This window comes from Pseudomonas sp. GW456-L12 (genome assembly GCF_059424045.1).
Window position 1 is genome coordinate 88,408 of record NZ_JBWKZA010000007.1, and the last position, 24,279, is coordinate 112,686.

General features: G+C 62.9%; 15 protein-coding genes. 8 read left to right on the forward strand and 7 right to left on the reverse strand.

Features of this window, described 5'->3' with window-relative positions; translation table 11 throughout:
• Positions 1–89: 89 nt before the first annotated feature.
• Together AC07Y9_RS11365 and AC07Y9_RS11370 are read right to left on the reverse strand one after the other, a co-directional pair.
• A complete protein-coding gene (locus AC07Y9_RS11365) occupies positions 90–4,130 on the reverse strand; it encodes an autotransporter domain-containing protein (RefSeq protein WP_102679257.1) in 4,041 nt (1,346 codons plus the stop codon).
• A 710-nt stretch (positions 4,131–4,840) separates the two neighbouring features.
• Entirely contained in the window at positions 4,841–5,755 is a 915-nt protein-coding gene (locus AC07Y9_RS11370; RefSeq protein ID WP_102679218.1) for a DMT family transporter, read from the reverse strand.
• Positions 5,756–5,953: 198 nt separating this feature from the next.
• On the opposite strand from AC07Y9_RS11370, the gene aceK reads away from it, so the two are divergent.
• The 8 genes from aceK to AC07Y9_RS11410 all read left to right on the forward strand — a co-directional run bounded on the left by aceK (position 5,954) and on the right by AC07Y9_RS11410 (position 17,970).
• Positions 5,954–7,675 (forward strand): bifunctional isocitrate dehydrogenase kinase/phosphatase, encoded by a 1,722-nt coding sequence (gene aceK, locus AC07Y9_RS11375; RefSeq protein ID WP_102679217.1) that lies wholly within the window; start codon positions 5,954–5,956, stop codon positions 7,673–7,675.
• Positions 7,676–7,898: 223 nt separating this feature from the next.
• Positions 7,899–11,810 (forward strand): ATP-dependent RNA helicase HrpA, encoded by a 3,912-nt coding sequence (hrpA, locus tag AC07Y9_RS11380; RefSeq protein WP_102679216.1) that lies wholly within the window; start codon positions 7,899–7,901, stop codon positions 11,808–11,810.
• Positions 11,811–12,145: 335 nt separating this feature from the next.
• Positions 12,146–13,267: a beta-ketoacyl-ACP synthase III gene (locus AC07Y9_RS11385; protein ID WP_007926866.1), complete on the forward strand. Its 1,122-nt coding sequence runs from the start codon at positions 12,146–12,148 to the stop codon at positions 13,265–13,267.
• A 65-nt stretch (positions 13,268–13,332) separates the two neighbouring features.
• Positions 13,333–13,947, forward strand: a complete 615-nt coding sequence (locus AC07Y9_RS11390; RefSeq protein ID WP_007926857.1) for an RNA polymerase sigma factor — start codon at positions 13,333–13,335, stop codon at positions 13,945–13,947.
• A complete protein-coding gene (locus tag AC07Y9_RS11395; RefSeq protein ID WP_007926855.1) occupies positions 13,941–14,174 on the forward strand; it encodes an anti-sigma factor family protein in 234 nt (77 codons plus the stop codon). The genes AC07Y9_RS11390 and AC07Y9_RS11395 overlap by 7 nt, the downstream gene beginning before the upstream one ends.
• Positions 14,175–14,611: 437 nt before the next feature.
• Positions 14,612–15,955 (forward strand): OprO/OprP family phosphate-selective porin, encoded by a 1,344-nt coding sequence (locus AC07Y9_RS11400; RefSeq protein WP_101337116.1) that lies wholly within the window; start codon positions 14,612–14,614, stop codon positions 15,953–15,955.
• Positions 15,956–16,264: 309 nt separating this feature from the next.
• The gene (locus AC07Y9_RS11405; protein ID WP_102679215.1) at positions 16,265–16,984 is read left to right on the forward strand and encodes a fimbrial biogenesis chaperone; all 720 of its coding nucleotides are present in this window, start codon (positions 16,265–16,267) and stop codon (positions 16,982–16,984) included.
• Positions 16,984–17,970 (forward strand): fimbrial protein, encoded by a 987-nt coding sequence (locus AC07Y9_RS11410; RefSeq protein ID WP_102679214.1) that lies wholly within the window; start codon positions 16,984–16,986, stop codon positions 17,968–17,970. Before AC07Y9_RS11405 ends, AC07Y9_RS11410 begins: the two co-directional genes overlap by 1 nt.
• 53 nt (positions 17,971–18,023) lie before the next feature.
• Here AC07Y9_RS11410 and mtr read toward each other — a convergent pair whose 3' ends face one another.
• The 5 genes from mtr to AC07Y9_RS11435 all read right to left on the reverse strand — a co-directional run bounded on the left by mtr (position 18,024) and on the right by AC07Y9_RS11435 (position 24,272).
• Positions 18,024–19,301, reverse strand: coding sequence for a tryptophan permease (mtr, locus tag AC07Y9_RS11415; RefSeq protein WP_102679213.1), 1,278 nt, complete (start codon positions 19,299–19,301; stop codon positions 18,024–18,026).
• Positions 19,302–19,399: 98 nt separating this feature from the next.
• Complete coding sequence (locus AC07Y9_RS11420; protein ID WP_102679212.1) at positions 19,400–20,743, reverse strand: amidase family protein; 1,344 nt, start codon at positions 20,741–20,743, stop codon at positions 19,400–19,402.
• A 36-nt stretch (positions 20,744–20,779) separates the two neighbouring features.
• Positions 20,780–22,489 carry an NAD(P)/FAD-dependent oxidoreductase gene (locus AC07Y9_RS11425; RefSeq protein WP_087089005.1) on the reverse strand — a complete coding sequence of 570 codons (1,710 nt, stop codon included), beginning with the start codon at positions 22,487–22,489 and terminating at the stop codon, positions 20,780–20,782.
• Positions 22,490–22,507: 18 nt separating this feature from the next.
• Entirely contained in the window at positions 22,508–22,978 is a 471-nt protein-coding gene (locus AC07Y9_RS11430; protein ID WP_009042645.1) for an aromatic-ring-hydroxylating dioxygenase subunit beta, read from the reverse strand.
• Positions 22,971–24,272, reverse strand: coding sequence for an aromatic ring-hydroxylating dioxygenase subunit alpha (locus tag AC07Y9_RS11435; protein WP_087089003.1), 1,302 nt, complete (start codon positions 24,270–24,272; stop codon positions 22,971–22,973). The genes AC07Y9_RS11430 and AC07Y9_RS11435 overlap by 8 nt, the downstream gene beginning before the upstream one ends.
• Positions 24,273–24,279: the final 7 nt, after the last annotated feature.

Here is a 24,279-nt window from a genome sequence, read left to right on the forward strand (position 1 = left end):
GAAAGGCAAAAAAAAGACCGGCAAGTGTACCTTGCCGGTCAATCCACAACACACAGCGGCGGGGCCGCCGCTGTGTGATCAGGGCGGGGTCAGAAGCGGTAGCTGGCGTTCAGGCTCAGGCCATGTTCGCTGGCACCGCTGCCCAGTTGCCCGTTGTAGGCGGCGCCCAGGCTCAGCTCGGGAGTCACCCGGGTTTCCACTCCGGCTTCGACCACCGCGCTGTTGCGCGAGTAGGCCGCACCTTCGATACGGAACGCGTCGCTGCCGTCGAAACGGTAGGTGTTGGACGGTGTGATGCCGTTCAGGGCGTGTTTCCAGCCGGCGCTGCCGAACACGGTGAGCAACTTGCCGTTGTCCAGCTGCTTGTCGGCGCTGGCGCGCAGACCCAGGGTGGAGAAGGTCTGCTCGTCCGACGCGTGCTTGGCGCGCAGGGCCGCGGGGCCGCCACGCTCCTTGAAACCTTCGCTCTTGACCTGCACATAGGCCAGGTTGGCGAAGGGTTCCAGCTGTACCGAAGGGCTGAGGTCGAAGCGCCGGCCCAGTTCGCCGAAGGCTTGCAGGGTGTTGGCGTCATGCTTGGACTTCAGGTGGTCGCTGTAGCCGGCGAAGTTCACCGAACGCTTGGCGTCGATCCGGCTCCAGGTGTACGCCATGCCGCCGCGCAGGTCGAAGCCGCTGACCTGTGTTCCGCCATAGACACCCAGGTGGATGTTGTCGTTGTCGCTCGAGGAGTCGCGTGACGAGCTCTTCAGTTCGGTGCGGCTGTAGCCGGTCAGCACGCCGACATGGCCGCGGTCGCCGACCGCGGTATCGACCCCGGTGAGCAAGCCCTTGGTGTCGCTGCGCAGGTTGGCGGTATTGCTGTCGCCCTTGACTTCGCCCCAGTTGCCCAGCGTGGTGATCCACGGGGTCAGGCCGGAGTGAGTGTCGCTCGCGGTGTCACGGGTCTGGGCGGCGCTCGCCGAGCGCAGGCGGGTGTTCGCCGCGTCGCGAACCAGGCGACTGTCCTGGACCAGCGCCGAACGGGTGGAGTTGTGGAACTCGCCGGACAGTTGATCGAAGGCATCGCGAGCCTGGTGGTCATCGGGCAGATAGGCGATGGCCTCGAACAGCTTGTTGTGCACCGGTGGCGTCAGCGCCGGCACGGCCGCGCCTTTCAGGCTTTGTGCCGCGGTGGCCGTGGCCCGCTGGTTGGGGGTGAATGCGGCTTCCTGGAACAGGCGCGTCTGTTGCACATCCAGGTAGGCGTTGTGGCTGTCGTAGTTGTCCACCAGGTCATAGAAGGTCGAGACCCAGGTATCGCCCGTCAGCTTGTAGCGCCCGCTCAGGCCTTTCTCGGTCGCCAGCACCAGGTAGCGACGGTCCAGCTCGTAGCGTTTGCTGTCGAGTTTGTCCGCCTTGATGATGCTGCCGTCCTCGAGCCGCGCCGCGCCGTTCACCAGCAGCCGGTCGTTGGCCCCGGTACTCAGCAGTTCGGCGTGGAAGGTCGAACCGCTGTGCTGGTCGAGGTCGCCGGCCAGGGTCAGGGTGCCGATGGAGTTGCCGGGGGCGATGGTCGCGCCTTTGTGCAGGGTCACGTTGCCGACCTGGCCGTTGCCGGCCAGGGTTGCGCCGTCATACACGTCGGTCGAGCCGCCGAGCTTGCCGTTGACGGCGAGGATGCCCGATTCGACGAGGCTGTGGCCGTGGAAGGCGGAACTGTCGCCGCTCAGCTCGGTGCGCCCGGCACCGCGCTTATAGAGCGTGCCGGTGCCGGAGAGGGCGCCGCCGAAGGTGTAGCCGTTGGCACGGTTGAACACCAGGCTGCCGGGCGCGTCGATCTGCACGTCGCCAAGAATCGAGCCGCTGTTGCCGCCGTTCGCGCCGGCACCCAGTTGCAGGGTGCCGTTGCTGATCAGCGTGCCGCCCTTGTAGGTGTTTTCGCCGGTGAGCACGGTGGTCCCCGTGCCGCGCTGCTCGACCGAGCCGCTGCCGTAGATGACATGGTCGTATTGGTACTGGTTGTTACGGTCGAACACCACCTTGCCATCGTTGCCGATATCGCTGAGCACTTCGCCTTGGCTGCCGTTGAAGGCACCGATGTGCAGGCTGGCGTTCTTGTCGACCTGTACTTGCCCGGCCATGACGTTGTTCAGCAGCAGTTCGCCGCCTTTGACATTCAACTGGCCGGTGAAGCGGCTGGAGTCACCGTTGAACACGGTCTGCCCGGCGATGTGATTGATGCGGCCCTGACCTTCGAAGCCGGCATCGAACTGGTAGTCACGGTCGTTGTGGTTGAACTGGACCAGGCCCTGGCCCTGGCCGAAGACCACGCGTTTGGCTTCCAGCTTGCCCGCGCCCTTGGCGTCGGCGGCCTTGTCGCTGGTCGCTCCCACATAAAGAGCGGCATTGGAGGTGCCGTCGGCGGCGATCCGCAGGATGCCGCTGCCGACTTTGGCCACGCCCTGGTTGGCGAGCACCAGGCTGGCGTTGCCGCCCTGGCCCACGGTCAGGTCGCCGAGGGTTTCCCAGAGGCTGCCCGCGCCGTCGATGCTGGCGCTGCCATTGGCGCCCTGGTTGGCACCGATGATGCCGTCCTGGCTGGTTACCTGACCGCCATTCTTGATCTCCAGGGTACCGTTGCCGGCGCCGCCAACCAGCAGCGTCTTGTCGGTGGACAGCGTGCCGTTGTCGACGCTGAGCGTACCGCTGCCGCCCTTGAGTGCGCCGAGGACGGTGTTGCCACCGTTCTGCACCTTGGCCCCGTTGGTGAGCGACAGCGAGCCGTTGCCCGCCTGGCCGACGATCATGTCGCCGAGGGTCTTCCACAAGCTGTCGGCGCCATCGAGGCTGGCGCTGCCATTGGAACCCAGGTCGGCGGCGATGATGCTGTCCTGGCTGGTGACCTGGCCGCCGTTCTTGATTTGCAGGGTGCCGTTGCCGGCGCCGCCGACGATCAGGGTCTTGTCGGTGGACAGCGTGCCGTTGTCGACGCTGACCGTACCGCTACCGCCCTTGAGTGCGCCGAGGACGGTGTTGCCAGCGTTCTGCACCTTGGCGCCGTTGGTGAGCGACAGCGAGCCGTTGCCCGCCTGGCCGACGATCATGTCGCCGAGGGTCTTCCACAGGCTGTTGGCGCCATCGAGGCTGGCGCTGCCATTGGAACCCAGGTCGGCGGCGATGATGCTGTCCTGGCTGGTGACCTGGCCGCCGTTCTTGATTTGCAGGGTGCCGTTGCCGGCGCCGCTGACGATCAGGGTCTTGTCGGTGGACAGCGTGCCGTTGTCGACGCTGACCGTACCGCTGCCGCCCCGGAGTGCGCCGAGGACAGTGTTGCCGCCGGTCTGCACCTTGGCGCCATTGGTGAGCGACAGCGAGCCGTTGCCGGCCTGGCCGACGATCATGTCGCCGAGGGTCTTCCACAGGCTGCCGGCACCATCGAGGCTGGCGCTGCCATTGGAACCCAGGTCGGCGGCGATGATGCTGTCCTGGCTGGTGACCTGGCCGCCGTTCTTGATTTGCAGGGTGCCGTTGCCGGCACCGCCGACTACCAGCCGCTTGTCGCTGGTCAGCGTCGAGCCGCTGTCGACGATAAGGGTGCCGGAGGCACCGCGGTCTGCGCCGATCAGGGTATCGCCCTGGGAGCGGGCCTTGGAGCCGTCTTTGAGGGTCAGGTCGGCCGATCCGCTTTTGCCGACGATCAGGTCGCCGCCGGTGTTCACTGTCGCGCCGTTGTTGAAGGTGGCCTTGCCCGTGGAGCCTTGGACGGTGCCCAGGATGAAGCTGTCACCGATGTTCAGTTTGCCGTTGGCGCCGACATTCAACTGGCCCAGGCCATTGTTGGCGGTACCGACGTTCAGGCTGCCGACCGTTCGTGCGCTGTCCAGTTGCGCGACCTGGTTGTTGCGCCCGGCGAGCGGCCGGTCGATGTTGACCGCCTCATTGCTGGCGGGAGCGCCGTTGCTCCAGTTGCCACTGTTTTCCCAGGCGTTGCTGTCGTCGACGCGATAGGGGTTGCCGTCCTGGTCATAGGCAATGTGATGGGCGTCTCCGGTCCAGTTCGTCGTAGCGAGTACGGCCGGTGCGAAGGAGCTCAACGCCAGTGCGACGGCGAGCGCGGTGCTGGAGGGTCTGAAGCTGTGGGGTGTCATGGTTTTCTTTTCCAAGGCGGTGCCTGTGTGGTCGGAGGGGTGGAAATGGCGTTGAGTGCGCTATGGGTCAGCGGCGCGCGCCGGGGGTTGAAAGCGTTCGATGGCTGCACGGAAGCGCGAAGCGCCTCTTGGCCGGGAGAGGAGTTTTCTGGCTATGAAGTGCAATAGGACCGGTGCTGTAACAGCGCGGCCTGAGTGATCTGTTCATAAGCGTTGAATAACTGATCAAGTTGTCCGGGGAAGTTGCGAACGGGCCGGTAACTTAATAAAGAAGAAGGCGGGAATATACGTAGGGAGAGAGGTTGGGAACTTTTTTGAAGCTTTTCAGAAATATCTTTATGGTGATCGAGAATAATCTTTGCTGGTAATGGTTAGTTCGTTGTTGTTATCGCTGGAACTGTCTGGCGCGGGCTTCTTTTGCGAATTGTGTTCAAGTTTTATGGGGTTTGGACGAGGGGATGAAAGAAGGGGGTAGAAAATAAAGACGGCGGGGTGATTTTTTTTGCTTGAGGGGATGTTTTTGTTGAGAGAGCAGTATTTGTTTTTAGAAGGCGATGTTTTTTTATTGTTTTAAGTTCTTTTGCCGAAGGGCGGAAGTTACGGTGTCCGATATGCAGTTCGATTCCGCTCAAGCCTGATCGAGACTGTCATGCAAGTGGCGAGCGCGCCCATGTTTCAGGACCGCTCGCAATGCCGGGGAATCGACGCGATCAGCGATCTGCCAGTTCCCGGGGCGAGGAGACCCGGGCCCCTGGCTTGAGGACCAGCCACAAGGCCGCGGCGATCAGCACGCCGCCATACAGGTGAGCCATGGACAGCGGCTCGTCCAGCAGCAACGCGCCCCACAGCACCCCGAACGGCGGGATCATGAAGGTCACGGTCATGGACTTGACCGGGCCGATCGAGCTCAGCAGGCGGAAATACAGGATGTAGGCGAAGGCGGTGCAGGCCAGGCCCAGGCCCAGCAACGACAGCCAGACGCTCCAGCCGCCCCAGCTGGCGGGCGGCTGGCTGATGGCGCTGTAGGCGAAGACCGGCAGCAGGAACAGGCTGGCGCCGAGCATGCTGCCCAGGGCCGAGAGGCGACTGTCGAGGCCGCCGGCCTGGTCCAGCCAGCGTCGCGCGAGGAAGCCGGCGAAGCCGTAGCAGGTGGTGGCGAGCAGGCAGGCCAGCGCGCCCAGCAGCAGTTCCAGGTCGAATGCCATGGGGCCGGCGCGGGTCAGGATGCCCACGCCGAACAGGCCCAGGCTGACCCCGGCGATTTTTGGCGGGGTCAGTTTTTCATGGAAGAACAACCCGCCGATCAGTACGCCCATCAACGGCGTGGTGGCATTGAAGATCGCCGAATAACCGGCCGGCAGCACCAGGGCCGCCACCGAATACATAGTGGCGGGGATGCCGGAGTTGATTACGCCGAGCAGCAGCACGGTCTTGAACTTGCCCTGGAAGTTCCAGCTGATGCGCATCAGCGCGAGGATCACCAGCAGGCCGGTGGCGGCGATGGAGACACGAAAGAATGCCGTGGGAATGCTGCCGATCACTGGAGCGATGATGCGCATGAACAGAAAACTCGCGCCCCAGATCGCGGCCAGGGACAACAAACGCAGGGTATCGACAAGTCTCACGGCGCAACTCCTTTAATAGGCCGTTCAACGGCCCTTTTTTCAGCAGGGCGAGAGTGTTGCCGAGAGACGGGGCGCGGGCAATCGCTATCTTGCGGTCGAATTGGTGGGATCCTTCTCTCTACGGAAAAATTGCACTTCTCCTGTACCCGGTTCACTGGCTAAGCTCAGGCCTTTCCGAATTCCCGCAGAGGTCTCACCATGCCGCAGAAATGGCCCGCCGCCGATATCGCTCGAACGATCCTCGATGGCTTCGACGATTACCGCGAGCACTTTCGCCAGATCACCGACGGTGCCCGGGCGCGCTTCGAGCAGGCGCAGTGGCAGGAGGCGCAAACCGCCTCGGCGGCACGGATCAACCTGTACGAGGAAAAGGTCAGCGAGACCGTGCAGCGGCTGCGTACGACCTTCGACCTGGAGACCCTGCTCGACGTCAATCAGTGGCCGCTGGTGAAAAGCGCCTATATCAGCCTGATCGACCTGCGCTTCGACGATGAGCTGTCCGAGACCTGGTACAACTCGGCCTTCTGCGGCCTGTTCAGCCATGACCTGATCAGCGACGGCTGCATGTTCATCCACACCACGCGGCCGAGCCTGCGCCGCGCCCGGGCCGCGCAGACCCGCACCTACCGGCCGCAAGGTCATCTGTCGACGATGCTCGAACGGATCTTCGTCGACTACAGCTTCAGCGAAGCCTACGCCGACCTGCCCGGCGACCTGCGGCGCCTGGAGTCGCAGCTGCGGGAGAACCTGCCGGACTGGGTGTGCAAGGACCCGGAGCTGGCGGTGGAGTTGTTTTCCTCGGTGTTGTACCGCAACAAGGGCGCCTACCTGGTGGGCCGCATCTACACCCACGACGAGCAGTGGCCGCTGGTGATTCCGCTGCTGCACCGCGAAGGGCGGGGCATCCAGATCGACGCGCTGATCACCGACGAAGCCGATGTGTCGATCATCTTTTCCTTCACCCGCTCCTATTTCATGGTCGACGTGCCGGTGCCGGCGGAGTTCATCGGTTTCCTCAAGCGCATCCTGCCGGGCAAGCACATCGCCGAGCTGTACACCTCCATCGGTTTCTACAAGCACGGCAAGTCCGAGTTCTACCGGGCGCTGATCAACCACCTGGCCAACACCGACGACCAGTTCATCATGGCCCCGGGCGTGCGCGGCATGGTCATGAGCGTGTTCACCCTGCCGGGCTTCAACACCGTGTTCAAGATCATCAAGGACCGCTTCTCGCCGTCGAAAAACGTCGACCGTGCCACGGTGATCGAGAAGTACCGCCTGGTGAAAAGCGTCGACCGGGTCGGGCGCATGGCCGATACCCAGGAGTTCGCCGATTTCCGCTTTCCCCTGGGCAAGTTCGACCCCGCGTGCCTGGAGGAACTGTTGGAAGTCGCGCCGTCCACGGTGTCGGTGGAGGGCGATACGGTGCTGATCCGCCACTGCTGGACCGAGCGGCGCATGACCCCGCTCAACCTTTACCTGGACCACGCCAACCCGGCCCAGGTGCGCGAGGCGCTGGAGGACTACGGCCTGGCGATCAAGCAACTGGCCGCGGCCAACATCTTTCCCGGCGACATGCTGCTGAAGAACTTCGGCGTCACCCGCCATGGCCGGGTGGTGTTCTACGACTACGACGAGATCTGCTTCCTCACCGAAGCCAACTTCCGCCACATCCCGGCGCCGCGAACCCCGGAGGACGAAATGGCCTCCGAACCCTGGTATTCCATCGGCCCGCTGGACGTGTTCCCCGAGGAGTTCCCGCCATTCCTGTTCGCCGACGCCGGGCAGCGCAAGCTGTTCGACCAGTTGCACGGCGAGTTGTACAACGCCGATTACTGGAAAGGCCTGCAGGAGGCCATTCGCGCCGGCAAGGTGATCGATGTGTTCCCGTACCGGCGCAAGGACCGGGATAACGAATAATCCTGCACCGCGCGCCTCTGTAGCCGCTGGCGAAGCCTGCGTCCGAGGACGAAGTCCTCGCAAAACCGCTGCTCGCGGTACATCAGCAATACTCGGGAAGCAGGTTTTACGACTGCTTCGCAGCCGAACGCAGGCTACGCCAGCGGCTACAAGGATCTCGTTCGCTCGTTAAATCTGCGACAATCCGCCCCCTGCATAAATTAAGACGACCCTTGCGTACCCGATGACTTCCGAATCGCCTGCAATCGACCAACTGCTGAAAAACCTCGACCACGCCATGCTCGCCGACCGCCACCGGTTGCGTCGGCAGCTGCTTGAGCTGCGCAAGAAGCCCGACGAGGCCAAGCTGGCGCAGTGGGTCGAGCGCATGCAGGCGTCCTGCGCCCAGGTGCTGACGCGGCGCGCCAGCGTGCCGTCGATTCGCTACGACGACAGCCTGCCGATCGCCGCCAAGCGCGACGAGATCAAGGCGGCGCTGCAAAAGCACCAGGTATTGATCATCGCTGGCGAAACCGGCTCGGGCAAAACCACCCAGCTGCCGAAGATCTGCCTGGAAATCGGTCGCGGCCAGCACGGCCTGATCGGCCACACCCAGCCCCGGCGGATCGCCGCGCGCAGCGTGGCCAGCCGGGTCGCCGAAGAGCTGGCGACGCCGCTGGGTGCCCTGGTGGGTTACCAGGTGCGCTTCGAGGACCAGAGCGATTCCAACACCCTGATCAAGCTGATGACCGACGGCATCCTGTTGGCGGAAACCCAGAACGACCGCTACCTGGAACGCTACGACACGATCATCGTCGACGAAGCCCACGAACGCAGCCTGAACATCGACTTCCTGCTGGGCTACCTGAAGACCCTGCTGCCGCGGCGCCCGGACCTCAAGGTCATCATCACCTCGGCGACCATCGACCTGGAGCGTTTCTCCAAGCACTTCGACGATGCGCCGATCGTCGAGGTCTCCGGCCGCACCTTCCCGGTGGAAACCTGGTACCGCCCGCTGACCCTGGAGCAGGACGAAGAGGGCAACCGGGTCGAGGACGACCTGACGGTGGACCAGGCGATCCTCGCCACCCTCGATGAAATCGCCGCCCATGAGCGCAGCGAACGCCGCAGCCCGGGTGACGTGCTGGTGTTCCTGCCGGGCGAGCGGGAGATTCGCGACGCCGCCGAAATGCTGCGCAAGGCCCAGCTCAAGCACACCGAGATCCTGCCGCTGTACGCGCGCCTGTCGCCGGCCGAGCAGCAGCGGATTTTCCAGTCGCACCCGGGCCGCAGGGTAGTGCTGGCGACCAACGTCGCCGAGACCTCGCTGACCGTGCCGGGCATCCGCTACGTGATCGACAGCGGCACCGCGCGCATCAGCCGCTACAGCTACCGGGCCAAGGTCCAGCGCCTGCCTATCGAGGCGATTTCCCAGGCTAGCGCCAACCAGCGCAAAGGCCGCTGCGGCCGGGTCGAGCCGGGCATCTGCGTGCGCCTGTACAGTGAAGAGGATTTCAACGGCCGTCCGGAATTCACCGACCCGGAAATCCTGCGCACCAACCTGGCGGCGGTGATCCTGCAGATGCTCCATCTGCGCCTTGGTGAAATCACCGCGTTCCCCTTTATCGAACCGCCGGATGGCAAGGCCATCAGCGACGGTTTCAACCTGTTGCAAGAACTCTCGGCGGTGGACCGCAACAGCCAGCTGACGCCACTGGGCCGCCAGTTGGCACGGCTGCCGGTGGACCCGCGCATGGGCCGCATGCTGCTGGAAGCGGCGAAGCTGGGCAGCCTGCAGGAAGTGCTGATCGTCGCCAGTGCCATGTCGATCCAGGACCCGCGCGAGCGGCCGCCGGAGCGCCAGCAGGCGGCCGACCAGGCCCACGCGCAGTGGAAGGACGCCGACTCGGATTTCGCCGGGCTGGTCAATCTGTGGCGCGGCTTCGAAGAGCAGCGCCAGGCGCTGACCGCCAGCCCGTTGCGTAACTGGTGCCGCAAGAATTTCCTCAACTACTTGCGCCTGCGCGAGTGGCGCGACTCCCATCGCCAACTGAGCCTGATCTGCCGCGACCTGCAATTGAGCCTGAACAAGGAGCCGGCCGATTACCCGAAGCTGCACAAGGCGGTGCTGGTCGGCCTGCTGAGCCAGATCGGCCAGAAGACCGAGGAAGGCGATTACCTCGGCGCCCGCCAGCGGCGCTTCTGGATTCACCCGTCGTCGGGGATCGGCAAGAAGCGCCCGCAATGGCTGATGACCGCCGAACTGGTGGAAACCACCAAGCTCTACGCGCGCATGGTGGCGAAGATCGACGCCGACTGGATCGAGCCGTTGGCCGGGCACCTGATCAAGAAGAACCACTTCGAACCCCATTGGGAGAAGAAGCGCGGGCAGGTGGTGGCCTACGAGCAGATCACCTTGTTCGGCCTGATCGTGGTCGGTCGCCGCCCGGTGCATTACGGCCCGGTGGACCCGCTGGTGTCGCGCGAGCTGTTTATCCGCGAGGGCCTGGTGCGTGGCGAGATCCAGTCGAAAGCCAAGTGCCTGAGCGCTAATACGCGGCTGCTCGAGCAGCTCGACGAACTGGAAGCCAAGGCTCGGCGCCGCGACATCCTCGCCGACGAGGAAACCCTGTTTGCCTTCTACGACGCGCGCCTGCCGGCGGAGATCCACCAGACCGCGACCTTCGACAGCTGGTACCGGGTGCACAGCCAGAAAGACCCACAGTTGCTGATCATGCGCGAGGAGGACGTGCTGGCCCGCGAAGCCAGCGAAGTCACCGCCATGCAGTACCCGGATACTTTGCAGATCGGCGATCTGGAACTGGCCCTGAGTTACCACTTCGAGCCCAACCATCCACGGGACGGCGTGACCCTGCGGGTGCCGGCGCCGCTGCTGCCGGCCTTGCCCGCCGAGCGCCTGGAATGGCTGGTGCCGGGGTTGGTGGAAGCCAAGTGCATCGCCCTGGTGCGCAACCTGCCCAAGGCGCTGCGCAAGAACTTCGTACCGGTGCCGGACTTCGTCAAGGCGGCCCTGGCGCGTATCGATTTCGCCCAGGGCTCGCTGCCCCAGGCCCTGGGCCGCGAACTGCTGCGCATGACCGGGGCGCGGGTCAGCGACGAGGCCTGGGCCGAGTCGGCGCAACAGGTGGAAAGCCACCTGCGGATGAACCTGGAAATCGTCGATGCCCAGGGCAAGTTCCTCGGCGAAGGCCGCGACCTGGCCGAGCTGACCGCGCGTTTCGCCGAGGCCAGCCAGGCTGCCCTGGCCGTGCCGCAAACCGCGAAAAGCCAGCAGCCGGTGGAAGCCAAGGTATTCGCCGCGGTGGCGGAGAAAACCCAGCAGAAGATCGCCGGGCTGTCGATGACGGTGTATCCGGCGCTGGTGGAAGAGGGTGGCACGGTCAAGGAGGGGCGTTTCTCCACTCCGGCCGAAGCCGAATTCCAGCATCGCCGCGCCTTGCAGCGCCTGTTGTTGCAACAGCTGGCCGAGCCGGCCAAGTTCCTGCGCAACAAGCTGCCGGGGCTGACTGAGCTGGGCCTGCTGTATCGCGAGCTGGGGCGCGTCGATGCCCTGGTGGAAGACATCCTGCTGGCCAGCCTCGACAGCTGCGTGCTGGAAGGCGAGGACAGCCTGCCGCGCGATGGCGCCGGCCTGGCCTCGCTGGCCGAGCGCAAGCGCGGCAGCTGGACCGAGCACGCCGAGCGCCTGGCGCGCCTGACCCTGGAGATCCTCAAGCTCTGGCATGGCCTGCAAAAGCGCTTCAAGGGCAAGATCGACCTGGCCCAGGCGGTGGCGCTGAACGACATCAAGTCGCAGCTCGGCCATCTGGTGTACCCGGGGTTTGTCCGCGAGACCCCGGCGCAGTGGCTCAAGGAACTGCCGCGTTACCTCAAGGCCGTGGAGCTGCGCTTTGAGAAGCTCGGCAGCCAGGTGCAGAAGGACCGGGTCTGGAGCACCGAACTGGCCGGCCTGTGGAACCAGTACCAGGCGCGGGCGAGCAAACATGCCCAGGAAGGCAAGCGCGACCCGCAGCTGGAGCTGTACCGCTGGTGGCTGGAGGAGTACCGGGTCTCGCTGTTCGCCCAGCAATTGGGCACCAAGGCGCCGATCTCCGACAAGCGCCTGAACAAGCAGTGGAGCCAGGTGGAGGCCTGACGCGATCTGTAGCCGCTGCCGCCGACTGCGATAAGGCCCGCAGGACCTTCCCGCGATCTCAAGGGCACACCCTCTTCGAGGTCGATCGCAGCCTGCGGCAGCGGCTACAGGGATCGGCGATGTTGCGCCGACTACGCTTGCCGATGGGGCTAAACGCCGGCGTTTATGGCAAACTTCGCCGTTATAAATGCCGGCCCCGCGGTTTTGAGCGTTCGCCGCCCGGGCAAAGCGGAATAAAGCGATGTCAGGTCCTATTCCGCCAGTCGGGATAGACCATTTACGGTTTGGTACGATGGTGCCAATACCTTCTGCCTGAACAGAATAGAGGAACGACCGTGCATAACGTCGTCATCAGCGGCACTGGCCTGTACACCCCGGCCAACAGCATCTCCAACGAAGAGCTGGTGGAGTCTTTCAACACCTACGTGCATCAATTCAACGCCGATAACGCGCAAGCGATCGAGCGCGGCGACGTTCAGGCCCTGACCGAATCCAGCGCGGCCTTCATCGAGAAGGCCTCCGGCATCAAAAGCCGCTTTGTCATGGACAAGGACGGCATCCTCGATCCGCAGCGCATGGCCCCGCGCCTGCCTGAGCGTTCCAACGACGAATGGTCGGTGCTCTGCCAGATGGCTATCGGCGCCGCCGAGCAGGCCCTGCAACGCGCCGGCAAGACCGCCGCGGACATCGACGGGGTGATCGTCGCCTGCTCCAACCTGCAACGCGCCTACCCGGCCATCGCCATCGAAGTCCAGGAAGCCCTGGGCATCGAAGGTTTCGGTTTCGACATGAACGTGGCCTGCTCCTCGGCCACCTTCGGCATCCAGGCGGCCTGCAACAGCGTGCAACTGGGCCAGGCCCGGGCGATCCTGATGGTCAACCCGGAAGTCTGCACCGGCCACCTGAACTTCCGTGACCGCGACAGCCACTTCATCTTCGGCGACGCGGCCACCGCGGTGATCATCGAACGGGCAGACCTGGCCACCTCGCCGTACCAGTTCGACATCATCAGCACCAAGCTGCTGACCAAGTTCTCCAACAACATCCGCAACAACTTCGGCTTCCTCAACCGCGCCGCGGAAGAGGGTATCGGCGCGCCGGACAAACTCTTCGTGCAGGAAGGCCGCAAGGTGTTCCGCGACGTCTGCCCGATGGTGGCGGAACTGATCGCCGAGCACCTGCAGGAAAACCAGCTGAACGTCAGCGACGTGAAGCGTTTCTGGCTGCACCAGGCCAACCTCAGCATGAACCACCTGATCGTCAAGAAGCTGCTGGGCCGCGAGGCCACCGAAGAGGAAGCACCGGTGATTCTCGACACCTACGCCAACACCAGTTCGGCCGGTTCGGTGATCGCGTTCCACAAGAACCAGGATGACCTGAGCAGCGGCTCGCTGGCGGTGCTCAGCTCGTTCGGCGCCGGTTATTCGATTGGCAGTGTGCTTCTGCGCAAGCGTTGACAGTCTTATGGATCGCAGCCGCTGCTTCAGCGGTTGCGATCCTGGATTCCGATTACGAGGCATGAATGTCCGCAGCTGACGACACGCAACTGCTTGAACGCCTGTTGGCCGGCGAGCAAAAGGCCTACAAGGAACTGGTCGGCACCTACCAGAGCGCGATGCGCGCCGTGGCCTACGCCATTGTCGGCCAGCGCCACGCCGACGAAGTGGTGCAGGATGCCTGGCTGTCGGTGGTGCGCAACCTGGCCGGTTTCCAGGGGCGTTCCAGCCTCAAGACCTGGCTGTTGACCATCACCGCCAACTCGGCGAAAAGCCGCTACAAACAGAACCGCCGCGAAGTCCTGCTGGATGACTTGCCGGCACCCCACGGCACCATCGGCGACGAGCGTTTTTCTTCCTCTGACGGGCACTGGCTGGTGGCGCCGTTCGCCTGGCATGCCGATACCCCGGAAGCCCTGCTTACCGAGGCCGAACTGCGCGAATGCCTGGAGCACACTTTGCTGAGCCTGTCGGAACTGCAAGGCAGCGTGTTGACCCTGCGCGAGCGCCAGGGCCTGGAGCTGGAGGAGATCTGTAATCTTCTGGACATTTCCCTCTCCAATGTCCGGGTGCTGCTGCACCGGGCGCGGCTGAAGATTTTTGCCACGGTGGAGCACTTCGAGGAGACCGGCCAATGCTGACCTGCAAGGAACAAGTGGCACGTTCCAGCGACTATCTCGATGGTCAGCTGAGCTTTCGCCAGCGCCTGATCCAGCGCCATCACCTGTTGTTCTGCCCCAATTGCCGGCGGTTCCTGCGGCAGATGCGCCTGATGCAGGCCACCTTGCGCAAGATGCCGCAAGCGCCCATCGCCGACATCGATGCGCTGGCCGAACGCCTGGCCGCCGAGCGCAAGCGCAACGCCTGATTTCACCCGACAATCCTCCCGTAACCGCTGAAGCTTCAAGGTCCTCAAGAGCGCGACCGCTTCGCGCTCGATCGCAGGCTTCGCCAGCGGCTACACCAACGCCTGCAAGGTCTACGAGCTCCTGTAGCCGCTGCCGCAGGCTGCGATAAGGCCGAAGGCCTTCAGCGATCTTGAAGTCACTGCGGCCGTTCGGCCGATCGCGGGCTTCGCTAGCGGCTACAGGGTTTCGTTTCCCCCCAAATACCCCGCCGACCGCTCTAGTACAGGCTTTTTGCCTTATTTCGTTTGGAAGTAAAAAAGTTCCGCTGTCATCAAATCTTTATCTATCGGCAACTCCCCTGAAATAACCCGCCGCCAAGATTCCCTCCCAACACAAGCGGGCCTGACTCGCGTGTTTTTTCCAGCGCTACAGACCACCAATTTAGGGGAAATCTTCGATGATCCGTAAGCACTTCGCCGGTTTTGCCGCCAGCGCCCTGGCCCTGGCAGTTACCGCCCAGGCTTTCGCTGGCACCGTCACCACCGATGGCGCCGATATCGTAGTCAAGACCAAGGGCGGCCTTGAGGTCGCCACCACGGACAAAGAGTTCAGCTTCAAGCTCGGTGGCCGCCTGCAAGCCGACTACAGCCGCTTCGACGGTGTCTACACCAAGAACGGCGACAGCGCCGACGCCGCTTACTTCCGTCGCGCCTTCCTCGAACTGTCCGGCGTGCTGTACACCGACTGGGCCTACACCATCAACTACGACTTCTCCCACAACACCGGCGACTCCGATAACGGCTACTTCGACGAAGCCTCGCTGGCCTACAACGGCTTCAAGCCGGTGTCGATCAAGGTCGGTCGTTTCGACCCGGACTTCGGCTTGGAAAAAGCCACCAGTTCCAAGTGGGTCACCGCGCCGGAACGTAACATCGCCTACGACATGATCGACTGGGCCAACACCCACCAGAACGGTATGGGCCTGCAGGCTTCCAGCACCTTCGCCGATTCCTTCTATGCCTCGGCCGGCGTGTTCAGCAAGGACACCGACGACACCGACGGCGACAGCGTCAAGCAGGTCAACGGTCGCTTCGTCTTCGCCCCGATGCACGATGCCGGCAACGTCCTGCACTTCGGTGTGAACGTGGCTTCGCGTGATGTCTCCGACACTGCGTTCGACTCCCGTTATCGCACCCGCATGGGCATGCGTGGCGTCGAGACCCTGGGCGGCAACGATGCCGGCACCAACGGCAACCGTCCGGTGCTGGGCGGCAGCTCGACTTCGCCGGCCGGCTCCTTCGACCGCGACACCGCGCTGGGTCTGGAAGCCGCGTTCGCCATGGGCCCGGCCTCGATCCAGGGCGAATACATCACCCGCAAGACCAAGGCTGATTCCAACGCCTACGAAGACATCAAGGGCCACGGCTTCTACGTGCAGGGCGCTTACACCCTGACCGGCGAATCCCGCGGCTACAAGGTGGGCAAGTTCGACGCCATCAAGCCGGCCAACAAGGCTTTCGGCGCCTGGGAACTGTTCTATCGCTACGACAGCATGACCGTCGAAGACGACAACATCACCACCGCCAGCCTGACCCGCGACGTCGGCGATGCCGAAGTCAAGGTGCACAACCTGGGTGTGAACTGGTACGCCAACGAAGCGGTGAAAATCTCCGCCACCTACGTCAAGGCCAAGACCGACAAGGTCACCAACGCCACGGCCGCCAGCGGTGGTACTCCAGCCGCGCGTACCGGCGACGACGACGGCGACGGCTTCATCGTTCGCGCGCAGTACGTGTTCTAAGGTTCATTTACCGCTGTAAAGAGCTCTTTCTCATCCGTTAAAGCTCCTTTCGTTTCAGCCCCGCTTCGGCGGGGCTTTTTTTGTGTCAAACAACCATCCGCCAACGCCTTTGGGCGCATGGCCTGCCTGTCGTTTTTCTTTCATATTTTTTGATAAATAAGAATGGTCTTATATGAATATATGAGGCCTAAGGTAAGATTTCGGCTTCAGTAAGGCTTCGAAGATATGTAACTGTTGTGGAGTGGTTTTATAACTTCATGGTTTCATCGACTCCGCCGTTTTTTTAATGCTGAAGGATATTAAATTATAGTGATTAAAGTTTTAATAAATACGATGTTCGCTCTTGTGTTGCTAAACCCTGTTTTGGCTGTGGCCGATCTTTCTCTAGTTGGAAAGAGCAGAATTGTTTTTGAGAATGAAGGCGGCGGTAGCAGAGTAAGACTGGATATTTCGAATCAACACGCGCGACTCAGCCTTGCCAGCATTTCCGTTGAGTGGGGGGACCAACGACAGGAGGACATTCCCTTGGCGGTTTCTTCTCCCTTGATAACTATTCCTGCCGAACAGCAAAAGTCGATAGAACTGTTCTACCAAGGTCAGGGACTACCGGAAGATCGTGAGTCGTATTTTCTTCTGAACATATTGGACGTACCTACCGTGCCTCAGCAGGAGAACGCGCTGCAGATAGCGCTGCGTCATAGGTACAAGCTTTTCTATCGTCCCAAGCTGGAGATGACCCCGGATCAGGCTGTCTACTTATTGGCCTGGCAACGAATACCCGCTCAGGACAGCATCGAGGCCGACAATCCCTCCCCTTATTATCTGACGATCACCAATCTGATACGACGGGACCCACAGGGTCGCCGCTGTGGAAACTCCATTGCGCATATGGTTCTCGCTCCTTTTTCGAAAAAAACATTGGCAAGCGACAACTGTTTCGAGCCGGTTAAAGAGCTGCAATACAACATCGTTAACGATAGTGGTCGAGAAGTAGAACAGCACTCTCAAGTACAATCGGAGATTGAGTAATGAAGTTGTTTCTATCGATTCTGTTATTAGGAGTCCTCTCGTTTTCTGAAAGTGGTTACGCGCTCACGTGCTTGAAGGGAGGTAATGTCTCCACCGAAAGTGCGAACATAAATACTTCCATCGCAGTTCCGAATAATGCTCCCAAAGGCAAGGTGTTGTGGCGCTCTCCCGACTACTCCATGACGGTGATCTGTAACCTGGATAATAGCTGGGCTCCGGGTGAGGATGTGTACTTCTATCTGAGCCCTACGGACCAGGGCATGACCCAACTGGGGCCAGACCTGGAGTTCGGGGTTAACCTGGGCGGTCGGGAGATGACATGCAGTCAACTCCCCGGATGTCGTGTGAAAATAGGCTCTGTCAATTCTTGCATGATCATTTGCGCGAAATTCAACTTTCCTCTTTCCTACAACTTCTTCATCAACAAGAAGTCGAGCGCTGCGGAGAGTGCAGGCAAGGACGGACCGCTCAGCGGACTGTCCCGGTACGATGCCTTTCAGATCGATGGCGCTCAAGGCATCAACAAGGACCCGGCGAAAAACTTTCGCATGACCGTTGCCGGCCTGGACCGGATCCGTTTTGTCGGTTGCCTTGCCCAGCTGAGCGTCTCTCCCGAGACCGTGAACTTTGGCAAGATGAGCTCCGCCAACGTCCGCGCAGGTGGGGTCATTAACGAAAAGCCTTTCACCGTGCTTATCACCAAGTCCTGCAATAGCGTCTATGGCATTTCCGCTGTCATGAAACCCGTGGAAGGCTCGGTGCAGAATGGCGATACCCTGGTGCCACCGCAGAATGCTTCGGTCGGTATCAGGCTACTGAGAGAGAACCGTACGGCTCTGCCATTCAACCAGGAATTCGAACTGACAGAGCCGAGCGGCGACATGGCTATTTCCAAACGCTTCACCGTCCAACTGAAATGGATGGCCGACAAAGCCATTCTGGGAGCGTTCAGGGCGGGGGCCACCCTGGATATTTATTACAAGTGAGGGTTCGTGGGCGCGGGGCATTTTTTGCCGCGCAGTCATTTCTTGCCAGCGTCCTAGCGCCAGACCGGCAGCCAATCGAAACTGAACAGCACATGCGCCAGGGCGTTGGCCAGGCCGAACAGCAGCACCAGGACGATCATCGGCGTGCCGCCCCAGACCCGGTACAGCGGGCTGGCGAAGCGTTTGCGCGAGGCGTGGGCGAGCAGGGCCGGGGTGATCACCGCCCAGACGGTCGCCGCCAGGCCGGCAAAACCGATGGCGAGGATGAAGCCTTCCGGCCAGATCAGCGCGCAACCGATCGGCGGGGCGAAGGTGGCCAGCGCGCTTTTCAGGCGGCCTTGGGGGCTGTCGTCGAAGCCCAGGGAGTCGGCGATATAGTCGAACAACCCCAGGGTGACGCCGAGGAACGAACAGGCCACGGCAAAGTTGGAGAACAGGGTCAGCAGCAGGTCGACCCGGGCGCTGTCGAGCATGCTGCCCAGGGCGCTGATCAGCACATCGATGGTGCCGCCCTGGCGGGCGATGTCCTTGAACTGCTCGCGGGGCAGGGTGCCCATGGTGCAGAGCATCCACACCGTGTACAGGACCAGGGCGATCAGGGTGCCGATCAGCAGGCAGTTGCGGATGCGCTGCGGGTCCTTGCCGTAGTGCTTCATCAGGCTCGGCACGTTGCCGTGAAAGCCGAAGGAGGTCAGGCAGAACGGCAGGGTCATGAACAGATAGGGCAGGTAGTCCGGTTGCGGGTTGCCGCGATCGAGCAAAACCTGTGGCTGCACATGGCCGAGCAGGCCACCGAAGGTCAGGAAGAAGGCGAGGATCTTGGCGCCGAACACCAGGGTGGTGATGCGGCTGACCGCCGCGGTGCTGAGCCAGACCACCAGGGCCACCGCCAGGGCGAACAGCAGGCCGCCGTTGCGCGAGGAAATCTCCAGGCCCAGGGTGTGGGCGGTGTGACGGATCACCGAGCCGCTGGCCGAGATATAGGCATAGGTCAGGATGTACAGGACGAACACCAGGGTGGCGCCGTTGAACAGGCTCCAGCGCCGGCCGATCAGGTCGCGGGTGATGGTCGAGAAACTCGCCCCCGGCCGGTAGTTGAGGTTGGCTTCGAGGATCATCAGCCCCGAGTGCAGGGTGCAGAACCACGACAGCGCCAGCACCGCGAGGGAACCTTGGAACCACAGGCCCGACATCATCACTGGCAGCGAGAACATGCCCGCTCCGACAATGGTGCCGCCGATGATCATGGCGCCGCCGATGACCGAAGGCCGGCGTTCGGCGACCGTGCAGTGGGAGGTTGAAGGGGATGAAGCGATGGACGTACCGCGCATGGCAAGGCCTGCAATGAAATTGTTATTGGAGGTAGCGAGGGGGCGCCTCGGGTGTGCGGAATACCGGCAGGCCGGCTCCCGCGCACCCGGGCGGCGATTCAACGCAGAGCCAGCAGGCGGCTCAGTTGCTGCGCCATCTGTAGCAGCCGGTGGTCCTGCCCGGGCAAGGCGTCGAACGACAGCCCGACCGGCAGGCTGCCCGGCTCGGCCACCGGCACGCTGACACTCGGCGCCGCCAGGTTGCTGGCCGGGTCGGTGTTGCGCACGAAACGCTCGAAATGCTCCTGGGCGCCGCTGTCGCTCAGCAGCGGCGCGGTGCAGCTGACGGTCGGGTAGGCGATCAGGTCCAGCCGGTGCTGCTGGAACAGCCCGGCGTATTCGCGATCCAGGCGGATCTTGCTCATCAAGGCCTGCACGTAGTCCTCGTAGGAAATGGCCGGGCTCTCCAACTGCGCCATCAGGGTCTTCTTGATCTGCGGGTCGCGGATCTGCGCCAGGATCTCGAGGAACCGCTCGCCACAGCCAGCCTTCAGCAGGAAGCGCGGGAAGTCGATGAAGAACTCGAAGATCGGCAGCGGGAACTGGATGCTTTCGTTGATCTCGCCGATCAGGCGGTCGTCCACCGGCACCATTTCCACGCCCTGATCGGCCAGGCTATCGATCGCCGCGCGGCAATCGCTGTGCACCTTGGTCTCCAGCTCGGACCAGAAGAACCGCTGGGGAATGCCGATGCGCAGGCGTTTGGGCTCGGTCGGCGCGGCGCAGGACGCACCGGTCAGATGCCGATGGACGAACAGCGCGTCTTCCAGGCTGCGGGTCAGCAGGCCCGGTGAGTCCTTGGTCTGGGACACCGGGACGATGCCGTCGCCAGGGTAGACCCCAGTGCTCGGCCGGAAGCCCACCACGCCGCAGAAGGCCGCGGGAATCCGCACCGAGCCGCCGGTGTCGGTGCCCACCGCGCAGGGCACCAGGCCGGCGGCCACGGCCGCGGCACAACCACCGCTGCTGCCACCGGCGCTGTGTTGCAGGTGGTGCGGGTTGACCACCGCGCCGTAGCTCAGGTTGGCCGAGGTCACGCCGAACGACAGTTCGTGCATGTTGTTCTTGCCGGCGACCCGCGCGCCCAGCGCCCTGAAGCGCTGGACGATGCCGGCGTCCGCGGCCGGGTGGTAGTCGGCCAGGCCGGGGGTGCCGGCGGTGGTCGCCAGGCCACTGACATTGATGTTGTCCTTGAACGAAACCGGGATGCCGTAGAGCGGCGCCTGGCGCTGCTCTGGCGTGCCGGTGTCGCCGCTGAACGCCTGCGCGGCGAAGCTGATGAAGCTGTTCAGGTGCCCGGCGTCGGCGTATTGCTCGAGCAGCGCGCGGTGCCAGGAATCCAGGCAGAGGCTGCCCTGGCGAAACCCGTCAACGAGCGCTTCGATCGAAAGCTGGCTGTACATGAAAAAGTCTCAACGAAAGTCGGTAGGGGCCTGGGCTCAGCAATAGCGGAAGTGCGATTGCAGATCGAACAGCGGGTTGCCTTCGAGCAGTTCGCCGCCGAGGCTGGCGATCACCGCGCAGGCACCGTTCAGGGCGGTCTGTACCGCGCCTTCGGCCCAGCCGCCGGTAAACGAGCTGCCGCAGCCGGCCAGGTACAGGCCGGTGTCCTGCTGCGGGTCGAGGGCGGTCTTGAACTGATAGAACAGGCGCTGGGAGTACAGATCGTCGCCGGGGAAGTTCAGCTTGAAGGCGCCCAGGGCCTGCTTGTCGGTGAGCCAGTCGTATTCCAGTACGTAACGCTGGTAGTCGCCGTCCAGCGGCACCAGGTGGCTAGCGAACTGCGGCGCGCTCATCGCCAGTTCGTCCACCAGGCGCTTGCAGCGCTGGACCTTGTCGGTCATCGAAACCATTTTGTGCGAGTCGTCTTCCCAGGTGTAACTGATCAGCACCACGCCCCAGGAGTCCGGGTCCTGCGGGGCGTAGTCCAGGCAGTAGACGCCCTTGACCAGGGTGTCGGTCTGGATGTTCTGCGCCAGGCCATGTTTGAGCCAGAACTTGTCGCGGGTCAGGATGAACAGCTTGGACGAGCCGACCATATGGGTTTCGTTGATCGCCCGGGCCACATCGCGATTGACGAACTGCTCGGCCTGGGTGAGGCGCATGTTCACTTGCAGGGCGCGGGTGGTGGCGGTGGTGATCACCCGGTCGCAGCCATAGGTTTCACCGTTGCAGCCTTGCAGCAGGATCTGCCCGTCGGCGCCCTTGCTGATGGATTCGATGCGGGTGCGGCAGATCCGGTCGCGCAGGGCGATGCCGTGGAATTCCTCGTCGGCGATTCGCTCCCAGAGGGTGGAAATGCCGTTGGGCACCAGCCGCTGGTTGACTTCGAAGGCGTTGATCACCAGCCGCAGGATCTCGGTGAACGAGGCCCGGTACACCGACTGGAACCCACCCGAGCCGATGCCCAGGGAACCGAACAGGTGGAAGTCTTCCGGCTTGCGCCAGCGCTTGCCGCCCGGCGGGTTTTTCGAGGTGAAGATTTGCACCATGGCCGAGTAGAAGGAGTGGTCGCCAAAGCAGTCCAGGTAGCGTTGCCACTCCGGCTGCACTTCGGCGTATTGCTGTTTTTCCAGCAGATCGGTGAGCAGCAGCGGCGGCGCCAGGAAGGTGCCGTCGTCCAGGCGCACGCCTTCTTTGAGGAAGGCGTTCCAGCCCCGGTGCACGGTGTTGAAGATCGGCGGCGGGTTTTCCCCGGCCGGCCAGTGGTGGGTTTCGCCGCGGTAGTGGATTTCGGTGTCGACCACGCCGGGGTCGGGGAAGGCCTCGGTGGTGCCGATGCCGAAACGGTCCAGGTAATGGAACAGGCCGACTTCGCTCGGCGGGAAGCGCATGGCGCCCATCTCGGCGATGAACTGCGGTTGTGTTTCGTCGAAGCACTGGGTCAGGAAGCGCCCGCCAAGGTGGTCTTTCGAGGCTTCGAACAGGGTGATGCGGGTGGCGCCGGCGCGCAGCAGTTCATAGGCCGCGATCAGGCCGCTGAGGCCGGCGCCGACGATACCGACGTGCTTGTCGGCGATCGCCGGCGGCAGGTGACCGATGGCCTGGGTGGCACGGCGCAGGAATTGCCCATAGTCGTACAACAGGTCGATGTTGGGGAACGAGCGGGTGCCTTGGGTTTCTTCGAAACCGGAGTGGGAGGAGTTCACAGGTAAGGGTCTCGGAAATCAGATGATGAGCTGCAGGCTTTCAAACGCGCGGGAAGGGTTGAGCAGGAGGACTTTCTTGCGCTGGATTTTCCACTGGCCGGCGAGGCACAGCAGTTGGTGTTCCACGGTCACCGGGTAATGCCATTCGCTGTCGCCCCGGGCTTCGCAATACAGCATGGGGGTCCGGCAATGGGCACTCAGGCCATCCGCATCGAGGCTGATCGTTGGCCTTTGGGCAATGTGCAGGCCGCGGCTCTTGGGCTGCTGCGAGAAGTTGCGGGCACTGGCCAGGCGGTTGATGCGCAAGGTGGTGAGGAAGCGGTCCTCATACAGCAGCGAGGATTCGCGCAACGGGCAGGGTTGGTCGTGGCGCAGGGGAATCCAGTAGTGGAAGTCGTCGCACAGCAGTTGTTGCCAGGCGTCGAAATCCTGTTGGTCGAGAAGCGCGATCTCTTGGTAGATCAGCTGTTCGAGGGGCGAGTTATCCATGGGCGGTCGATCCGTCTGGGGCCTGCATCAGTTGCTGCCAGGTGTTGTAGAAGTTGCGCATGGCCCGTTCGCTGGTGCCGGACACCACCTGGGTCTGCTCAAAGGCTTCGCCCGGTTCGAACAGGCGGGCGACATTCACCCAGTCGTTGGCCTGGCTGCGCAGCCCGTCCATGGCCCGCTCGTACATCTCCACGTCGTCGTGGGCGACCATCGAGCATGGCGAGTTGATCAGGTTGTTGTACTGCACGGTTCTTTCCAGCAACTGCACGGGCGCGCCCACCAGCTCGAAGATCCACGACTCGACCACGGTTTCGCTGGCCGAGATCGGGCGGATCACCCGCAGGGTCTGGATCGGTCCCTTGACCATCAGGTTGGGGAAATACACGGTGTTGTGCCGGGTGTCGTCGAGGATCGCCGCGGCCTGGGTTTCGCCGTAGCTCTCGACCATCAGCTCCCAGTAACCGGGAATGCTCGAATAGGCCTTGTGGATCGAGTTGCTGACGCCAGTGTGGCCATGGCCGTTGGGCCAGGTGCGGATGCCCATGGCGCTGAAGAACTCGTAGGACGCCATGAACGGCGAGAACAGCTCGACAGCCATCGGCGGCTGGCCGTCGTGCCCGGTTTCCTTCCACAAGCGAATAGCTTCGCCGGCCGAGGATTCGTGGGCGACCATCGGGTGGCAGGTGTCAGTCTGGTTGTCGACCACCATCTTCCAGTTGCAGCGATGGCGGTGCAGCAAGGGCTGGCCGATGGCGCGCAACTGTCCCTGGGGCGAGCGCATGACCATGTTGTCCAGGGTCGACAGCGAGTCGCCGAAGAACTCGCTGAAGCCAACACCTTGCTCCTTGAGGCGCACGAACACGAAGCCCCGGTAGTTCTCCACCGCGGCCACCGGCTGCATGCCCTTGTGGGCGGCGCAGCTGCTGAGGTCGCAGTCGTCGTATTCCTTTTTCACCGGAATGCTCAGCAGCTGGCCGTCGGTCTTGAAGGTCCAGGCGTGGTACGGGCAGCGGATGAACCGGCCGACATTGCCTTGCGGCTCGGCCAGCACTTTCACGCCCTTGTGCGGGCAGCGGTTGTGCAGCACGACGATCTCGCCGTTTTTCTGCCGGACCATGGCCAGCGGTTGTCCGGCGATCTCGCCGGTGAAGAAGTCGCCGGTTTCCGGGACCAGGCTTTCATGGCCCAGGTAGCACCAGCTGGCGGCGAATACCTGTTGTTGTTCTCGCTCGAAGAGCGACGGATCAAGGAACAGCGTGCGATGCACTTCCTTGCCGTTGAAGTAGTTGTCCAACGAGGTT

Bases quoted from the DNA above. Each gene is read 5' to 3' on its own strand.
- AC07Y9_RS11365 (WP_102679257.1), bottom strand. From the start codon at position 4,130: ATGACACCCCACAGCTTCAGACCCTCCAGCACCGCGCTCGCCGTCGCA.
- aceK (WP_102679217.1), top strand. From the start codon at position 5,954: ATGCCGCAGAAATGGCCCGCCGCCGATATCGCTCGAACGATCCTCGAT.
- hrpA (WP_102679216.1), top strand. From the start codon at position 7,899: ATGACTTCCGAATCGCCTGCAATCGACCAACTGCTGAAAAACCTCGAC.
- AC07Y9_RS11390 (WP_007926857.1), top strand. From the start codon at position 13,333: ATGTCCGCAGCTGACGACACGCAACTGCTTGAACGCCTGTTGGCCGGC.
- AC07Y9_RS11395 (WP_007926855.1), top strand. From the start codon at position 13,941: ATGCTGACCTGCAAGGAACAAGTGGCACGTTCCAGCGACTATCTCGAT.
- AC07Y9_RS11400 (WP_101337116.1), top strand. From the start codon at position 14,612: ATGATCCGTAAGCACTTCGCCGGTTTTGCCGCCAGCGCCCTGGCCCTG.
- AC07Y9_RS11410 (WP_102679214.1), top strand. From the start codon at position 16,984: ATGAAGTTGTTTCTATCGATTCTGTTATTAGGAGTCCTCTCGTTTTCT.
- mtr (WP_102679213.1), bottom strand. From the start codon at position 19,301: ATGCGCGGTACGTCCATCGCTTCATCCCCTTCAACCTCCCACTGCACG.
- AC07Y9_RS11420 (WP_102679212.1), bottom strand. From the start codon at position 20,743: ATGTACAGCCAGCTTTCGATCGAAGCGCTCGTTGACGGGTTTCGCCAG.
- AC07Y9_RS11430 (WP_009042645.1), bottom strand. From the start codon at position 22,978: ATGGATAACTCGCCCCTCGAACAGCTGATCTACCAAGAGATCGCGCTT.